Raw genomic sequence first — 16,259 nt, forward strand, 5'->3', positions numbered from 1 at the left:
CACCGCTTCCGTCCACGCGCACGGCCGTGCGCGTGGACGGACGCGCCGGGGCAGGGGTCGGTCCCTATGCTCGGGCGGTGAATCCGACCGCGGACCTGGGCCGCGCGCTGCGCGGGGTGCTCGACGCGGCCGAGGGCGCCTCTCCCGTCGAGGCGGTCGAGGCCGTGACCCGTGAGCTCGGCGCCTCCCTCGGCGCCACGCACGTGTCCTTCCTCGTCGCTGACCTCTCGGGCCGGGCGCTGGTGCGGATGTCGCACACGCCCCTGGCCGGTCCGGCCCCGGCCGAGGGCCACGGCCGGCCCGAGGACGACCGCTCGGAGGGTGAGGAGTCGGCGACCTCGCTGCCCTTCGACGGCGGGCCCGCTGAGCTGGCCCTGCGCACCCAGCAGGTCCAGGTGCTGCCTCCCGGAGCCGCCTACGGCGGCGGGCGCCCCCAGGGGCTGTGGATGGTGCTGGCGCCGGTCACCGAGCGCGGGGAGGCCATCGGGCTGATCGAGCTGTCCCTGCCCAGCGAGCCGAGCCCCGAGGTGCAGGACGAGATCGCCCGCACCGCGCTGGTGCTGGCGTACGTGGTCATCGCCAGCCGGCGCCACACCGACCTGTTCGAGTGGGGCCAGCGCAGCACTCCCTTCAGCCTGTCCGCGGAGATCCAGCGCCGGCTCCTGCCCTCCGCCTTCACCTGCGAGGCCAGCGCGTTCACCCTCTCCGCGTGGCTGGAGCCCGCCTCCAGCGTCGGCGGGGACACGTTCGACTACATCCTGGGCCGTGACGTGCTCCACCTCTCGATGACCGACGCCATGGGCCACGGCGTGGCCAGCGCCCTGACCGCGACCCTGTGCACGGCCAGCCTGCGCAACGCCCGCCGCCACGGCGGAACGCTGGTGGACCAGGCGACCGCGGCCAACACCGCTCTGCTGGAGAACCAGACCAGCGGCCCCGACGAGGGCTTCGCCACCGGCCAGATCGGCCGCCTCGACCTCCGCACCGGAGTCCTGAGCCTCATCAACGCCGGGCACGTCCCGCCCCTCCTCGCGCGGGGCGGGGCGGTAGCGCCCGTGGACCTCCCCCCGGGCCTGCCGTTCGGGATGTTCCCCGACGCCGACTACGAGGTCGCCGAGGTCGAGCTGCTGCCGGGCGACCGGCTCGTGCTCGTCACCGACGGCATGATCGAGCGCAACGCCGGTGACGTGGACATCGCCGCGATGGTCGGGGACACGCGGGCGCTGCACCCCCGGGAGGCGACGCGCGCCCTGTCCGACGCCGTCCTGTCCGCGACCGGGACCGCGCTGGCCGACGACGCGACGCTGCTGGTGCTGGACTGGCACGGCGACCACGGCCGTGACCGCACGACCGCCTACGGCGCCGAGACCGCCCGCGCCAGCAGCGCGCGCTGACACCACCGGCGCGTCAGGATCTGCTCGGGCGCCCCGCCCCGGAGGTGATGACCTTGGCGAGGTCCTGCACGCGGGGCCGGGTGCGCAGGTCCTCCACGAGCACGACCTCCCCAGCGCCGTCGGCCAGCGGCACCCGCCAGTTCGGGTACTCGTCGGAGGTGCCGGGCTGGTTCTGCGTGCGCCGCTCCCCGACCGCGTCGGTCAGCGCCACGCCGAGCAGGCGGCTCGGGGTCCGCAGCAGGAAGGCGTGCAGGGCCTCGACGACCTCCCGCTCGCTGGCGTCCGTGCCGAGCAGGCCGAGGTCGCGGAGCTGCTGCAGCACCGTGTTGCGGTCGGCCTCGTCGGCGTAGCGCTCGTCCTCCACCGGCCTCGTCAGCAGCCCCAGGCGGTCGCGCAGGTCCACGTGCTCGCCGGCGAGGTACCCGGCCGTGGGCGGCAGGTCGTGGGTGGTCACCGTGGCCAGGCACAGCTCGCGCCAGGCCTCCGGCGGCAGCGGCTTCCCGTGCTCGTCGCGCTCCCACCACAGCACCGAGGTGCCGAGGATCCCGCGCTCGCGCAGGTAGACCCGCACCCACGGCTCGACGACCCCGAGGTCCTCCCCCACCACGACCGCGCCGGCCCGGTGGGCCTCCAGGGCGAGGATGCCGACGAGCGCGTCGTGGTCGTAGCGCACGTAGGTGCCCTGGCCCGGGCCCAGCCCCTGCGGCACCCACCACAGCCGGAAGAGGCCGAGCACGTGGTCGATCCGCAGCCCCCCCGCGTGGCGGAGGATCGTGCGGACGACGTCGCGGAACGGCGCGTAGCCGGCGTCGGCCAGGGCGTCGGGCCGCCACGGCGGCTGCGACCAGTCCTGGCCCTGCTGGTTGAAGGCGTCCGGCGGGGCCCCCACGCTGACGCCGCGGGCCAGCACGTCCTGCAGCGCCCACGAGTCCGCGCCCTGGGGGTGCACGCCCACGGCGAGGTCGTGCATGACGCCGAGCGCCATGCCCGCCCGCACGGCGCTGGCCTGCACCTGCGCCAGCTGCTCGTCGCACAGCCACTGGAGCCACTCGTAGAAGCGGATCCGGTCGGCCAGCTCCACGCGCAGCGCCGCGACCTCGGGCGAGTGGACGTCCTGGACGGCGTCCGGCCAGGGGGTGCCCACGCCGTAGTGCTCGCTCAGCGCGCACCAGAGGGCGAAGTCGGACAGGCCCTGGCCCTCGCGGGCGCGGTAGTCGGCGAAGGCGGCCTCGCGCGCGGCGCTGCGGCCGATGGCGAAGACGACCTCGAGGGCCGCCTTCTTGGCCGCCCACACTGCGTCGCGGTCGAGGCTGCCGGCGTCGGTGTTCGTGGCCCGCAGCGCCTCGGCCTGCCAGTCGATCACCGAGCGGTCGGTGGCGGGCAGGTAGGCGAACTCGCGGACGTCCTCCACCCGCAGGTACACCGGGTTGACGAAGCGGCGCGTGGTCGGCAGGTACGGGGAGGGCGACATGCGGCCCACCGGCTCGGCGGCGAGCAGCGGGTTGATGAGCAGGAAGTCGGCGCCGAGGTCGCGGCCGCTCCAGTCGAGCAGCTCCTCGAGGTCGGCGAGGTCGCCCAGCCCCCACGAGGCCTGCGAGCGCACCGAGTACAGCTGCGCCATGAAGCCCCAGCGCTGGCCGCTCTCGCCGAGGGACGCCGGCAGGGCGAGCTGGTCGGGCGCGACGACGAGCGGGGCGCTCCCGGCGGTGTCGCCGCTGGTGGCCTCCAGGGTGTGCCAGCCCAGGGGGAGGTCGGTGGGCAGCGGGAACGTCGCCTCGCCGAGGTGGACGCCGTCCACCCAGCGCGGCTCGACCCGGCCCTCGGCCTGCGCCAGCTCGCGGGAGCCACCGCCCTCCAGCACCACCCGCAGCGCGACGTCCTGGCCGTGGGGCACGTGGACGGCGACGGTGCGGTCGGCCTCGCCCTCGCGGACGACGACCACGGCCGGCAGCAGGCGCCGCCAGGGCTTGAGCTGCACCTCGTCGAGCGCGGCCTGGGCGGCCTCCTCGCTGCTGGCGTCGACGCCGAGCGCGGCGAGGACGGCCCGGATGGTGGCCGTGGTGACCACGACGTGCTGGCCCTGCCAGTCCCAGTAGTCCGTGGCCACGCCGTAGGCCTGGGCGAGCTCGACCAGGCGCTCGGAAGGGTGGTCGGCGTGCGGGCTGTCGCTCACGCGGCGGGGCTCCTGTTCGGTGGTTCTTCCGGTGGGTCGGTGCTGTCTCCGTGCGGGGCTCGCGCAGATCCTCCCAGAGCCTCCTCCGCAGCGGCGGCTCCCGCACCCGGACCGTAGGCTCGGCGTCCGTGCCACCCGACCTGCCGACCGACCCGCCGGCGCACCAGCCGGGCCCCGCGGCCGCCTACCCGCCGGCCCCGCGGCTGGACCTCGTCGAGGACCTCCCGGCCTCGGCGCCCGCGCGCGCCGTGGCCGACCCCTACCGCTGGCTCGAGGACGCCGACGACCCGCGCACGCGCGCGTGGTCCGCCGCCCAGGACGCGCTGTTCACCGCCGCCCGCGCCACCTGGAGCGAGCGCGAGGGCGTGGCCGCGCGGCTGGCCGAGCTGCTCTCGGCGGGCTCGGTGGGGCCGCCGGTCTGGCGCGGGCGGCGCCGCTTCTCCACCCGGCGCACCGGCGACCGCGACCACCCGCTGCTGCTCGTCAGCGAGCCCGGCGGCGAGGACGGCGGTGAGGGGGATGAGCCCCGCGAGCGCGTGCTCGTCGACCCCCTGGCGCTCGACCCCAGCGGCCTGACCACCCTGGACTCCTGGCAGCCGTCGATCGAGGGCGACCTGCTCGCCTACCAGCTCTCCGAGGGCGGGCGCGAGGAGAGCTCGCTCCGCGTGCTCGACGTCGCGACCGGCGAGGTCGTCGACGGCCCGGTCGACCGCGTGCGCTACACCGCCGTGGCGTGGCTGCCCGGTGGCGAGCGCTTCTTCTACGTCCGCCGCCTCGACCCCTCGCTGGTGCCCGAGGCCGAGGCGCAGTACCACCGCCGGGTCTGGCTGCACCGGGTCGGCACCGACCCGAGCACCGACGTCGAGGTCTTCGGCGCCGGCCGCCCGGTGACGAGCTACTACGGCGTCTCGGTCTCCCGCGACGGGCGCTGGCTGTCGGTCTCGGCGGCCGTGGGCACGGCGCCGCGCACCGACGTCTGGCTCGGCGACCTGGCGGCGGCCCGCGGCGCGGACGGCGTCCCGGACCTGGTGCCGGTCGCCGAGGGCCTGGACGCGCGCACCGGCGCCGGGGTGGGCCGCGACGGGCGGCTGTACGTGGCGACCGACCTGGGCGCCCCCCGCGGCCGCCTCGCCGTGACCGAGCCGGAGCGTCCCGGCCCCGAGCACTGGCGCGACCTGCTGCCCGAGCGCCCGGACGCCGTCCTGGAGGACTACGCCCTCCTCGACGGTCCGGAGCTGCAGCGGCCCCTGCTCCTGGCCTGCTGGACGCGGCACGCCCTGTCGCAGGTGAGCGTCCACGACCTCGCCGACGGCACGGCGCTCGGCGACGTGGCCCTGCCGGGCCTGGGCACGGTCGGCGCGCTGCTGACCCGCCCCGAGGGCGGGCACGAGGCCTGGTTCACCTACACCGACGCCACCACCCTGCCCCGGGTGCACCGCTGGGACGCGCGCACCGGTGAGCTCGTCGTCGAGGCCGAGCCCCCCGGCCGCGTGCGCGTGCCGCCGGTGGTGGCCCGCCAGCTGGAGGCCACGAGCGCCGACGGCACGACCGTGCGGATGATCGCCGTCGCCCGCGCCGACGCCCTGGACGCCCACGGCCGCCCCCACCGGCCCTGCCCGACCGTGCTCTACGGCTACGGCGGCTTCGGGATCACCCTCACCCCCGGGTACTCCGCCACGGCGCTGGCCTGGGTGGAGGCCGGCGGCGCCTACGTCACCGCGAGCCTGCGCGGCGGCGGGGAGGAGGGCGAGGACTGGCACCGCGCCGGCATGCTGGGCGCCAAGCAGAACGTCTTCGACGACTTCTCCGCGTGCGCCGCGGCGCTGGTCGACGGCGGCTGGACGACGCCCGCGCAGCTCACCGCCTCGGGGGGCTCCAACGGCGGGCTGCTCGTGGGCGCCGCGCTGACCCAGCACCCCGAGCAGCTCGGCGCGGTCATCTGCTCGGCCCCGCTGCTCGACATGGTGCGCTACCAGCTGCACGGGCTGGGAGCGACGTGGGCGCCGGAGTACGGCGACGCCACCGACGCCGAGCAGCTGGCCTGGCTGCACGACTACTCCCCGTACCACGCGGTGCGCGAGGGCACGGCCTACCCGGCGGTGCTCTTCACCGTCTTCGACGGCGACACCCGCGTCGACCCGCTGCACGCGCGCAAGCTGTGCGCGGCGCTGCAGCACGCCACGACCTCCCCCTTCGAGCGGGCACCGGTGCTCCTGCGCCGCGAGGCGGACGTCGGGCACGGCGCCCGCGCCGTCTCGCGCACCGTCGAGCTCACCGCCGACGTCCTGTGCTTCGCCGCCCGGGCCACCGGCCTGGACCTGACCACCCCGGTCACCGACCCTGCGAGGAGCTGAGTGCTGACCCGCCTGCTGGCCGCCGCTGCGACCCCGACGCCGAGCCCCTCCCCCTCCGCGACCGCGGTCGAGGGCGAGAGCGCGCTGGACCGGGCCAACGACCGGATCGAGACCCCCTGCCTCATCGACGACGGCAGCGTCTGCGGGCTGCTCCGCGGCTGGGGGCTGGACGACCGGCTGGCGCGGGCGCTCACCGGGTACGGGGCCACGGTCCTGCAGATCCTGCTGATCGTCGCGCTCGGGCTGGCCCTGCGCTGGCTGCTGCGGCGGGCGATCAGCCGGCTCACCGAGCGGATCGCGGCCGGCGAGACGGGGGTGGGCTCCCGCCCCGGGAGCGCCACGACCGCCGACGCCGACCCGCGGGCGGGCGTGGCCATCGACCTGGCGCCGTTCGCCGGCGAGCGGCGCGCCCAGCGCGCCCGCACGGTCGGGTCGGTGCTGCAGAGCACCACCACGGCCGTGATCTGGGTGACCGTGCTCCTGCTCGTGCTCGGCGTCTTCGGCATCAACCTCGCCCCGCTGATCGCCGGCGCGGGGGTGCTCGGCGTCGCGCTCGGCTTCGGCTCCCAGACCCTCGTCAAGGACTTCCTGTCCGGGATCTTCCTCATCCTCGAGGACCAGTACGGGGTCGGGGACGTCGTCGACCTCGGCGACGCCAACGGCACGGTCGAGGCCGTCGGCCTGCGTGTGACGCGGGTGCGGGCGGTCGACGGCACCGTCTGGTACGTGCGCAACGGCGAGATCCTGCGGGTGGGCAACCAGTCCCAGGGCTGGGCGCGCGCGGTGCTCGACGTCAACGTCGCCTACGGCGAGGACGTCACCCGCGTGCAGGACCTCCTGCGCGAGATCGCGCAGGAGTTCTTCACCGACCCCGACTGGAGCGACCTCGTGCTCGAGGAGCCGGAGGTGTGGGGCGTGGAGGCCCTCGCGCCGGGCTCGGTCGTCGTGCGCCTGGTGGTCAAGACCGTGCCGCTGGAGCAGTGGAAGGTGGCGCGGGAGATGCGCCGCCGCATCAAGGCGCGCTTCGACCGCGAGGGCGTGGAGATCCCCTTCCCCCAGCAGACGGTGTGGCTGCGCTCCGAGCGCGAGGACGGCGCTCCGGCGTCCGGGTCGACCGCCCCGGAGGCCCCGACCCAGCAGGACCGCCGCGACCCCCCGCCGCCCGGGGAGACCGAGGCCTCACGCACCGTCGACATCGCCGACCGCTCCGGCCTCTGACCGCGCGGACCCCGGTCAGGCCCCGGACCCCGATCCGGACCCCGATCCAGACCCCCAGAGCGGATGCGTCCACACCACGGCCGCGACGAGCGCGAGGGTCGCGCCGAGGAGAGCGGCACCGGAGCGCGACACGGGCTGCCGCGCCACCGCGCGCCGGAGGAGCGGGACGGCGGACGCGCCACCGACGAGCGACGCCCAGCAGAGGAGCACCCAGCCCAGGAGCCACGTCCCGACGAACAGGTCCTCGCCCCCCGCGTCGAGGGGACCGACCGCCGCGCTGGCGGTGAACGAGGCCGCCGCGCCCACGGCGAGCGACAGCGCCAGGACGGGCCCCACCGGCGTGCTGCTCGCTCGCGTCGGCGCCACGAGATGACCGTACGCGGAGGGCCCACCGCGGCGCCACGACGTGAGCCCGTGTGCCGCGGCGGCTCAACCCGTCGCCCACCGGCGCCGATGACTCCCGTGGTCCCGCCGTCCGGGCGGGCGGGCGCGGGAGGGGCGGTGCGGCGCGTGCTGGTCCGTCGACGAGCGTCCCGGTCCGCCCGTCCCGCCGCGCAGCCGCGGCTCCTGGCCGTGGTCGCGCTGGCGGCCCTCGCCTGCGCCGGCACCGACCTCGGGGGACACCCGTGGGCCTCGCCGGTGCCGCTCGCCTCGCCGCTGGCCGGCACGGCACTCCCGCTCGCCTGGGCGGCGGTGTGGCTCGCGACCAGCGCGCTCGTCGTCGGCCGCGCCCGCCGCGGCGGTCCCGACCGCCGCCTGTGGCGCGCGGTGGCGCTCTTCGTCGTCGTGGTCGGCGCCGCCGTGGCGGCCCACCCGCTCCTCGTCCAGACCACCTCCGCAGCAGTGGCCCCCTCCTGGCTCGTGGCCCTGGCGGTGCTCCCGACGGGGCTGACCGTCTACAGCGCCCTCGTGCGCTGGAACCTCACGCGCACCCACTCCTCCGACCCCGGTGACCTGCTCAACGCGGTGAGCGCCGTGCTGGCCGGGCAGGCGCTGCTGGGCCTGCTGGTGCACCACTCCGGCAGCGCCGTCGACCTGCCGTGGTGGCAGCTGCAGCCCGTCCTGGCCGCCTCCGCCGCGGCGATCACCCTGACCGGCACGGCCCTGTCGACCGCGATGATGGTCGGCGGCCGCGACCGCACCGCGTGGCTCTTCGTCCTCGGGTGCGCCGCAGCGCTCGTCGGGGGCACCTGCCTGGCCGTCGGGGCCGGCAGCGGCACGGCCGTCCCCGGCACCGGCGCGGCCTGGGCGGTGGCCGCCTCCTGCGTCGCGCTGGCCGCGGCCCAGCGCACCGAGGTCGCGGCGCCGCGCGCGCTGGACGCCGCCTCGGCGACCGTCGGCGCCTACGGGGTGCTCCTGCTCGCCGCGGCGGTCCTGCTCGCCGGCGGCCTGCTGCCCGGTGGAGCGGGAGTCGACCCGTGGGTCTCCGCCACGGCGGCCCTGAGCATCGCGGGCGCCGCGACGCGCCTGCTGCTCAACCTCAGCGAGGTGGCGCAGCTCGCCGTCAGCCGGGAGGAGGCGGTGACCGACGAGCTCACCGGGCTCGCCAACCGCCGCGGGGTCCTGCAGAGGCTCGACGCGCTCGTCGCCGAGGGCGGCGCCTTCTCGCTCGCGCTCATCGACCTCGACCGGTTCAAGGAGGTCAACGACGGCCTCGGCCACGCCGCCGGCGACGCGCTGCTGGTCGAGGTCGGACGCCGTCTGAGGCGCGTCCCCGGCCCCTCCGGCTCCGCGACGTCGGCGCCCTCCTCGCTCCTGGCCCCGCTCGTGGGTCGGCTGGGCGGTGACGAGTTCGCGGTCGTCTCACCGCTCGAGGCCGACGCCGGTGCGGGCGCCGACGCCGTCGAGGCGTGGGGCGTGCGGCTCACCGAGGCGCTCGAACCCGCCTACGCGCTGGGCTCCGCGGTGGTCCACGTGGGGTGCAGCGCCGGCGTCACCGTCCACTCCCCCGAGCGCTGGGACGGCCGCGACGGCGCCGACCTGCTCCGGTCCGCCGACGCCGCGATGTACGACGCCAAGCGCTCCGGCGGTGGCTCGGCGGTCTACGACCGCGCCCGGCACGCCGTCGCCCGGCCGGGCCTGGAGACGGCCGAGCAGCTGCGGGCCGCGATGGCCCGGGGTGAGCTCGTGCTGCACCACCAGCCCCAGCTGGACGTCGCCACCGGCGAGGTGGTCGGCGTCGAGGCCCTGGTGCGGTGGCAGCACCCGGACCGCGGCCTGCTCGGGCCGGCGGAGTTCCTGCCCGCGGCCGAGGGGCACGGCCTCATGGGCGCGCTGACCTCCTGCGTGCTGGCCCAGGCCGCCCGCCAGGCGGCGCTGTGGCGGGCCGAGGGCCTCGACCTGCGGGTCTCCGTCAACGTGTCCGCGACCAACCTGGCCGACCGCGCGCTGCCCGGTGAGCTCGCGGAGCTGCTCCTCGAGCACGGGCTGCCCCCGTCGCGCCTCGTGCTGGAGATCACCGAGTCGGTCCTCGTCCGCGACGACGACCGCACGGCGGCGGTGCTGGCCGACCTGGCCGACCTCGGCGTGGAGATGAGCATCGACGACTTCGGGACCGGCTGGTCGTCCCTGGCGCAGCTGCACCGGCTGCGCTTCACCGAGCTCAAGCTCGACCGCTCGTTCATCGTCGACCTGCTCGACGACCCTCGGGCCGCGGCGATCACCGCGAGCACGGTCGACCTGGCGCACGCCCTCGGGCTGCGCGTGGTCGCCGAGGGGGTCGAGGACGAGCCCACCCTGAGACGGCTGGCCGACCTGCGCTGCGACGTGTCGCAGGGCTGGCTCCACGCGCGGGCGATGCCCGCGCACGAGCTCGTCACCTGGGTCGCGCAGCACTCGGCCCCGCTGACCCGCTCCGCCCAGCGATGAGTCCGGCGCTGCTGCGCCGTCTGACCCGGTAGGCCCTGCGAGGGGCCGCGCGAGCGCCTCGCCAGCAGACCCGGCGCCGCGCCGGCACCGGCGGAGGTGCGTGCCCGTGGCGGTGTTCGCGCTGGTCCACGGAGGAGGCGACGTCGGCTGGTACTGGCACCTCGTCCAGGCGGAGCTGCAGGCGCGCGGGCACGAGGCGGTGGCGCCCGACCTGCCCTGCGACGACGACACGGCGACCCTGCAGGACTACGCCGACGTCGTCCTCGACGCCGTCGGCGACCGGCGGGATCCGGTCGTCGTCGGCCAGTCGTACGGCGGGTTCACGGCCGCGCTGGTCGCCGCGCGGGCGCCGGTCACGGCGCTCGTCTTCGTCGCCGCGATGATCCCGGCGCCCGGCGAGAGGCCGGCGGACTGGTGGGCCAGCACCGGCCACCCGCAGGCCGTGGCCGCGCAGGCCCGCCGGGACGGCGGCCTGACGGGCGCCGACGACCCGTTCGTCGCCTACTACCACGACGTGCCGCGCGCCCTGGCCGAGGAGGCGATGAGCAGGGCCCGCGGCGAGTCCGAGGCCGCGTACAGCGCTCCGTGGCCCCTTGAGGCGCTGCCCGCCGTCCGCACCCGCTCGGTGGTCTGCACGGAGGACCGGCTCTTCCCCGCTCCGTTCCTGCGCCGGGTGACGGCCGAGCGCCTCGGGGTCGCCCCCGACGAGGTGCGAGCCGGGCACTGCGTGGCGCTCAGCCGCCCCCGGGCCCTGGCCGACGTGCTGGAGGGCTGCGCCGGCGCAGCACGGTGACCTGGGTCACCTGGGGGTGCGCCGCCCCCCGGGCGCACCCACGATGACGGCATGGCGGAGGACGGCACGGGCGACGGGCTGGTGCTGGTCACGGGCGTCACCGGCTACATCGGCGGGCGGCTGGTGCCCGAGCTGCTCGCCGCCGGGCACCGGGTGCGGGTGATGGTCCGCGACCCTCGCCGCCTGGCCGAGCGCGACTGGTACGCCGACGTCGAGGTGGTCGAGGCCGACGCCACCGACCCCGCCGCGGTGGCCCGGGCCCTCGAAGGCGTCGCCGTCGCCTACTACCTGCTGCACTCCCTCAACACCGGCCGGGCCTTCGAGGCCAAGGACCGCCGGATGGCGCTGACCTTCGGCACCGCGGCCCGCGAGGCCGGCGCCTCGCGCCTGGTCTACCTCGGCGGGCTGTACCCGCACGACACCGAGCTGTCCCCGCACCTGCAGGGCCGCAAGGAGGTCGAGGAGATCCTCCTGGCCTCCGGCGTGCCGACGACCGTGCTGCGCGCGGCGGTCATCATCGGCTCCGGGTCGGCGTCCTTCGAGATGCTCCGCTACCTCACCGAGCGGCTGCCGCTCATCGTGCGCCCGCGCTGGCTGGCCAACCGGATCCAGCCGATCGCCGTGCGCGACGTCCTGCGCTACCTCGTCGGGTCGGCGACCATGCCGCGCGAGGTCAACCGCGGCTTCGACATCGGCGGCCCCGACGTCGTCACCTACCTCGACCTCATGCAGCGCTACGCCGCCGTGGCCGGGCTGCCGCCGCGGCGGGTGATCCCCACGCCGGTGCTCACCCCGGGCCTGTCCAGCCACTGGATCAACCTCGTCACGCCGGTGCCGATCAGCATCGCCCGGCCGCTCGTGGAGTCGATCATCCACGAGGTGGTGGTCAAGGAGGACGACGTCCGCCGCTACGTGCCCGACCCGCCCGAGGGGCTGCTCGGCGTCGACGAGGCGATCACGCTGGCGCTCAAGCGCGTGCACGACCTCGAGGTCGTGACGTCCTGGCGCTCGGCGCTGACGCGCGGGGCGCCCAGCGACCCGCTGCCCAGCGACCCCGACTGGGCCGGCGGCGCCCTCTACGTCGACGACCGCGCGAGCGTCGTGCAGGCCACCCCCGAGCAGCTCTGGCAGGTCGTCGAGGGCATCGGCGGGGTGCACGGCTGGTACTCGTGGTCGCTGGGATGGCGGGTGCGGGGTCTCCTGGACCGCCTCGTCGGCGGGCCGGGCCTGCGCCGCGGCCGGGTGGACCCCGACGACCTCGCGGTCGGCGACGCCCTGGACTGGTGGCGGGTGGAGGAGGTCCAGGACCTCCGGCTGCTGCGGCTGCGCGCCGAGATGCGCCTGCCCGGCCTGGCCTGGCTGGACCTGTGCGTCGAGACCGACGACGCCGGGCGCACCGTCTTCCGCCAGCGCGCCCTGTTCCACCCCCGCGGCCTCAGCGGGTTCCTGTACTGGCAGGCGATCAAGCCCTTCCACGGCGTCGTCTTCGGCGGGATGCAGCGCAACATCGCCTCCGCCGCCGAGGCCGTGGCCCACGACGAGACCGAGCCCCGATGGAGACCCACCCGTGCCGCTTCGTGACGTGCTGAACAGCGCCCGCCCCGCCCCCCAGAGCCTGCGCGAGGGCCGGGTGGTGTGGATCACCGGCGCCTCCAGCGGCATCGGCCGGGCCGTGGCCCTGGCCTGCGCCGCGCGCGGCGACCGCCTCGTGCTCTCCAGCCGCGCCGACGAGGTGCTGGACGACGTCCGCGCCCTGTGCGAGGAGGCCGGCGCCGCCGCCGTCCTCCTGGCGCCGCTCGACATCCGCGACGACGACGCGGTGCAGGCCGCGGCCGACGCCGCGGTGGCCACCTTCGGGCGCCTCGACGTCGTGGTGCAGAACGCCGGCGTCGTCGCCTACGGCCGGATCGAGGAGGTGCCGCTGGAGGTCTTCGACGGCGTCATCGCCACGAACGTCCTCGGCGCCACCCGGGTCTGCCGGGCCGCGATCCGGATCTTCCGGGCGCAGGAGTCGGGCACGCTCGTCGTCGTCAGCTCGCTGCTCGGCAAGGTCGCCGTCCCGTGGATGGGCGCCTACGTGACGAGCAAGTTCGCCGTGCAGGGGCTGGTGCGCGTGCTCCAGCAGGAGAACCGCGACCTGCGGGACGTCAAGGTCACCGCGGTGCTCCCCGGCGGTGTCGACACCCCGATCTACGACCAGGCCGCCACCGTCATGGGCCAGCGCAACCGGCCGCCGTCGCCCGTGGTCTCCCCCGAGGACGTCGCGGCCAAGGTGCTGCACGCCGTCGAGCGCCCGCACCGCCACCTCAGCGTCGGCTGGGGCAACCCGTTCATGCTCGCCGGCTTCACCTTCTTCCCGGCGCTGTTCGACGCCGCGGTCGGGCCGGCGCTGAAGCTCATCGGGTTCACCCGGCGCACGCGCCCGAACTCCTCGGGCAACGTGCTGCACCCCCAGCCGGAGCTGGAGCGGCTGCGCCAGGACCGCGGCCGCCAGCGGTAGGCCGGCCCTCGGCGCGCCTGGTGGATGATGGGGGCGTGAGCGAGCTCCCCTCCCCCGGCGCGCGCCCGGGCCTGCGCATCGGGCGCGCCGTGGCCGCCGAGCAGCAGACCTTCTTCGAGGCCGTGGGGGGCCACGAGACGTTCGTGCGCCTGGTCGACCGCTTCTACGAGGGCGTCGCACAGGACCCGCTGCTGCGCCCCATGTACCCCGAGGAGCACCTCGGCCCGGCCCGCGAGCGCCTGACCCTCTTCCTGGAGCAGTACTGGGGCGGGCCGGGCACGTACTCCGAGCAGCGCGGCCACCCGCGCCTGCGGATGCGCCACGCCGGCTTCCGGATCGGTCCCGCCGCGCGCGACGCCTGGCTGCGCCACATGCACGAGGCGGTGACGCAGCTGGGGCTGCCCCCGCTGCAGCAGGACCTGCTGTGGGACTACCTGGAGCGGGCCGCGCACAGCCTGCTCAACACCTTCGACGACTGACCCGCCGCGCTCCCGCCGGTGCGCGGCGGGTCCAGGTCCCGCGCTGCCTCAGCGGCGGGCCAGGCGGCGCGCGCCGCCGGGGCCGCTCGCGTACGCCAGGCCGTAGTGGGCGAAGACCGCCGGCTCGTCGGTGGCCAGCAGCTCGCCGTCCACCTCGATCGCCGGAGCGGTGCGCACGGCGTCCTTCGTCACGGTGATCCGCACGTAGTCGGGCCCGACGACGGCGTCGGTCAGCGGGACGAAGATCAGCTTGTGGTTGATCAGGCCCACGGTGACGGTCGCGAACGACGGCTCGTCGGTGGTCGTGTCCACGTAGACGGACTCGAGCTTGCCGACCTTGTCGCCGTCCGCGGACAGGACGTTCTGCCCGCTCCACTCGCGGATGTTGCCCACCGTGATCACGTCGTGCCTCCTCGCCGGTGACGCCTCTCGCCACCGGTGCCGACGGTAGCCACGGCCGGGCGCCCCCGCCCCCCGGCGGCGTCCGGCGGCGCGCCTACGCTCGACCCCCGTGACGCAGACCTCCCCCAGCCCGCTCCAGCCCCCCTCGTCCACCGGTCGCGAGTGGTGGCGCACCGCCGTGATCTACCAGGTGTACCCGCGCTCGTTCGCGGACTCCGACGGCGACGGCGTGGGCGACCTGCCCGGCATCACCGCGCGGCTGGACCACCTCGTCGAGCTCGGCGTGGACGCCGTCTGGCTGAGCCCCTTCTACACCTCGCCGCAGGCCGACGCCGGGTACGACGTCGCCGACTACACCGACGTCGACCCCGTCTTCGGCACCCTCGCGGACGCCGACGCGATGATCGCCCGCGCCCACGAGCTGGGGCTGCGGATCATCGTCGACCTCGTGCCCAACCACACCTCCGACGAGCACCCCTGGTTCCAGGCGGCGCTCGCCGCCGGGCCGGGCAGCCCCGAGCGGGCGGTGTACCTCTTCCGCGACGGCAGGGGCGAGAGCGGCGAGCTGCCGCCCACGGACTGGGTGAGCGTCTTCGGCGGCCCGGCGTGGGAGCGGGTCACCGAGCCCGACGGCACGCCCGGCCAGTGGTACCTGCACCTGTTCGACACCAAGCAGCCCGACCTCGACTGGTCGAACCCCGTCGTGCGCGAGCGGATCGAGGACGTGCTCCGGTTCTGGCTCGACCGCGGCGTCGACGGCTTCCGGGTGGACGTCGCGCACGGCCTGGTCAAGGACCCCGCGCTCCCGGACTGGGACCGGCCGAACTCCCCGCTGCGGGTGGACCCGGACGGCGTGCGCGCCCCGATGTGGGACCGCGACGAGGTCCACGAGATCTACCGCTCCTGGCGGCGGATCCTCGACTCCTACGAGGGCGAGCGGGTGCTCGTCGCCGAGGCGTGGGTCGCTCCCGCGGAGCGCCTCGCCGCCTACGTGCGCCCGGACGAGATGCACCAGGCCTTCAACTTCGAGTACCTCGACACCGCGTGGTCGGCGCCGGAGGTGCGCGACGTCATCACCCGCACCGCGGCGGCCAACAGCGAGGTCGGCGCGCCGACCACGTGGGTGCTGAGCAACCACGACGTCGTGCGCCACGCCTCGCGCCTGGGGCTGCCCGCGGGCACCCCGCGACCGAACGGGATCGCCGCCCACGACCCCCAGCCCGACGAGGCCCTGGGCCAGGCGCGGGCGCGGGCGGCCACCCTGCTCATGCTCGCGCTGCCGGGCTCGGCCTACGTCTACCAGGGCGAGGAGCTCGGGCTGCCCGAGCACACGACCATGCCCGCCGACGTGCGCCAGGACCCCACCTTCGCCCGCACCGGAGGCGTCGAGACCGGCCGCGACGGCTGCCGCGTGCCGCTGCCCTGGCAGCACGACGCCCCCGGCTACGGCTTCGGGCCGAGCGGGCGCACGTGGCTGCCGCAGCCGGAGGACTACGCCCGCTACGCCGTGGACGTCCAGCGCGGCGTGCCCGGGTCGACCTTCGAGCTGTACCGGGCGGCGCTGCGCCTGCGCCGCGAGCTCGCGCTGGCCACGGCCGACCTGGCGTGGGTGGACCTGCCCGCGTCCGGGTCCCGTGCCGGGGACGACGTCCTGGCCCTCACCACCGGCGAGGGCGGCGGGGTGCTCGTCGTCACGGTCTTCGGCGACGAGCCGCTGTCCCTGCCCGCGGGCGCCGAGGTGCTGCTGTGCAGCGCCGACCCCGTCACCGGCCCGGACGGCGTCCAGGCCCTGCCGGCGAACGCGACCGCCTGGCTGCGCGCCTGACACCCCCCCGTGACCATGGGATCCCCGCGCCTCGCAGGACCGGGGATCCCATGATCACGACGAGATGGGGTCAGCCGAGCAGCGGCGGGCGGGCCAGCACGTGGCCGCGGGCGGTGCTGAGCCGCACCCAGGCCCCGCTGCGGGCGGCCGAGACGGTCTCGTCGCCGACGAGGAAGCCGAGGACGTCGCCCGCCTGGGCCAGCGCCGTCGTGCCGCCGGCCCCTCCCACCTCGCCGGGCAGCGGCTCGCGCCA

The 16,259-nt window shown here is 76.2% G+C and carries 13 protein-coding genes; 9 read left to right on the forward strand and 4 right to left on the reverse strand.

Going from position 1 to position 16,259, the window contains the following annotated elements:
• Positions 1 to 77 precede the first annotated feature (77 nt).
• Entirely contained in the window at positions 78 to 1,394 is a 1,317-nt protein-coding gene (locus AC5FZL_RS09540; RefSeq protein WP_493618348.1) for a PP2C family protein-serine/threonine phosphatase, read from the forward strand.
• Between the two features lie 13 nt (positions 1,395 to 1,407).
• On the opposite strand, the gene malQ is transcribed toward AC5FZL_RS09540, so the two are convergent.
• Positions 1,408 to 3,567 (reverse strand): 4-alpha-glucanotransferase, encoded by a 2,160-nt coding sequence (gene malQ, locus AC5FZL_RS09545; RefSeq protein WP_493618349.1) that lies wholly within the window; start codon positions 3,565 to 3,567, stop codon positions 1,408 to 1,410.
• A 128-nt stretch (positions 3,568 to 3,695) separates the two neighbouring features.
• Here malQ and AC5FZL_RS09550 point away from each other — a divergent pair, with 128 nt between their 5' ends.
• Positions 3,696 to 5,921: a prolyl oligopeptidase family serine peptidase gene (locus AC5FZL_RS09550; RefSeq protein WP_493618350.1), complete on the forward strand. Its 2,226-nt coding sequence runs from the start codon at positions 3,696 to 3,698 to the stop codon at positions 5,919 to 5,921.
• Positions 5,922 to 7,139, forward strand: coding sequence for a mechanosensitive ion channel family protein (locus tag AC5FZL_RS09555; RefSeq protein ID WP_493618351.1), 1,218 nt, complete (start codon positions 5,922 to 5,924; stop codon positions 7,137 to 7,139).
• A gap of 15 nt (positions 7,140 to 7,154) precedes the next feature.
• Here the strand turns inward: AC5FZL_RS09555 and AC5FZL_RS09560 are convergent, their stop codons facing one another.
• Positions 7,155 to 7,505 carry a hypothetical protein gene (locus AC5FZL_RS09560; RefSeq protein ID WP_493618352.1) on the reverse strand — a complete coding sequence of 117 codons (351 nt, stop codon included), beginning with the start codon at positions 7,503 to 7,505 and terminating at the stop codon, positions 7,155 to 7,157.
• A gap of 207 nt (positions 7,506 to 7,712) precedes the next feature.
• Here AC5FZL_RS09560 and AC5FZL_RS09565 point away from each other — a divergent pair, with 207 nt between their 5' ends.
• From AC5FZL_RS09565 to AC5FZL_RS09585, 5 genes are all read left to right on the forward strand, one after another.
• Entirely contained in the window at positions 7,713 to 10,007 is a 2,295-nt protein-coding gene (locus tag AC5FZL_RS09565; protein ID WP_493618353.1) for a putative bifunctional diguanylate cyclase/phosphodiesterase, read from the forward strand.
• A gap of 106 nt (positions 10,008 to 10,113) precedes the next feature.
• A complete protein-coding gene (locus tag AC5FZL_RS09570) occupies positions 10,114 to 10,800 on the forward strand; it encodes an alpha/beta fold hydrolase (protein ID WP_493618354.1) in 687 nt (228 codons plus the stop codon).
• 51 nt (positions 10,801 to 10,851) lie between these two features.
• Positions 10,852 to 12,381 carry an SDR family oxidoreductase gene (locus AC5FZL_RS09575; RefSeq protein ID WP_493618355.1) on the forward strand — a complete coding sequence of 510 codons (1,530 nt, stop codon included), beginning with the start codon at positions 10,852 to 10,854 and terminating at the stop codon, positions 12,379 to 12,381.
• Positions 12,368 to 13,300, forward strand: coding sequence for an SDR family NAD(P)-dependent oxidoreductase (locus AC5FZL_RS09580; RefSeq protein WP_493618356.1), 933 nt, complete (start codon positions 12,368 to 12,370; stop codon positions 13,298 to 13,300). The genes AC5FZL_RS09575 and AC5FZL_RS09580 overlap by 14 nt, the downstream gene beginning before the upstream one ends.
• Positions 13,301 to 13,335: 35 nt before the next feature.
• Positions 13,336 to 13,779: a globin gene (locus tag AC5FZL_RS09585; protein ID WP_493618357.1), complete on the forward strand. Its 444-nt coding sequence runs from the start codon at positions 13,336 to 13,338 to the stop codon at positions 13,777 to 13,779.
• A 48-nt stretch (positions 13,780 to 13,827) separates the two neighbouring features.
• Here the strand turns inward: AC5FZL_RS09585 and AC5FZL_RS09590 are convergent, their stop codons facing one another.
• Positions 13,828 to 14,181: a PRC-barrel domain-containing protein gene (locus AC5FZL_RS09590; protein WP_493618358.1), complete on the reverse strand. Its 354-nt coding sequence runs from the start codon at positions 14,179 to 14,181 to the stop codon at positions 13,828 to 13,830.
• A 109-nt stretch (positions 14,182 to 14,290) separates the two neighbouring features.
• On the opposite strand from AC5FZL_RS09590, the gene AC5FZL_RS09595 reads away from it, so the two are divergent.
• Complete coding sequence (locus AC5FZL_RS09595; RefSeq protein WP_493618359.1) at positions 14,291 to 16,006, forward strand: glycoside hydrolase family 13 protein; 1,716 nt, start codon at positions 14,291 to 14,293, stop codon at positions 16,004 to 16,006.
• Positions 16,007 to 16,076: 70 nt separating this feature from the next.
• Here AC5FZL_RS09595 and AC5FZL_RS09600 read toward each other — a convergent pair.
• Positions 16,077 to 16,259, reverse strand: a 183-nt coding sequence (locus tag AC5FZL_RS09600) for a DUF8185 domain-containing protein (protein ID WP_493618360.1), incomplete at its 5' end; no start/stop codon positions are given.

The organism is Quadrisphaera sp. DVD1 (assembly GCF_058932755.1).

Bases quoted from the DNA above. Each gene is read 5' to 3' on its own strand.
- AC5FZL_RS09575 (WP_493618355.1), top strand. From the start codon at position 10,852: ATGGCGGAGGACGGCACGGGCGACGGGCTGGTGCTGGTCACGGGCGTC.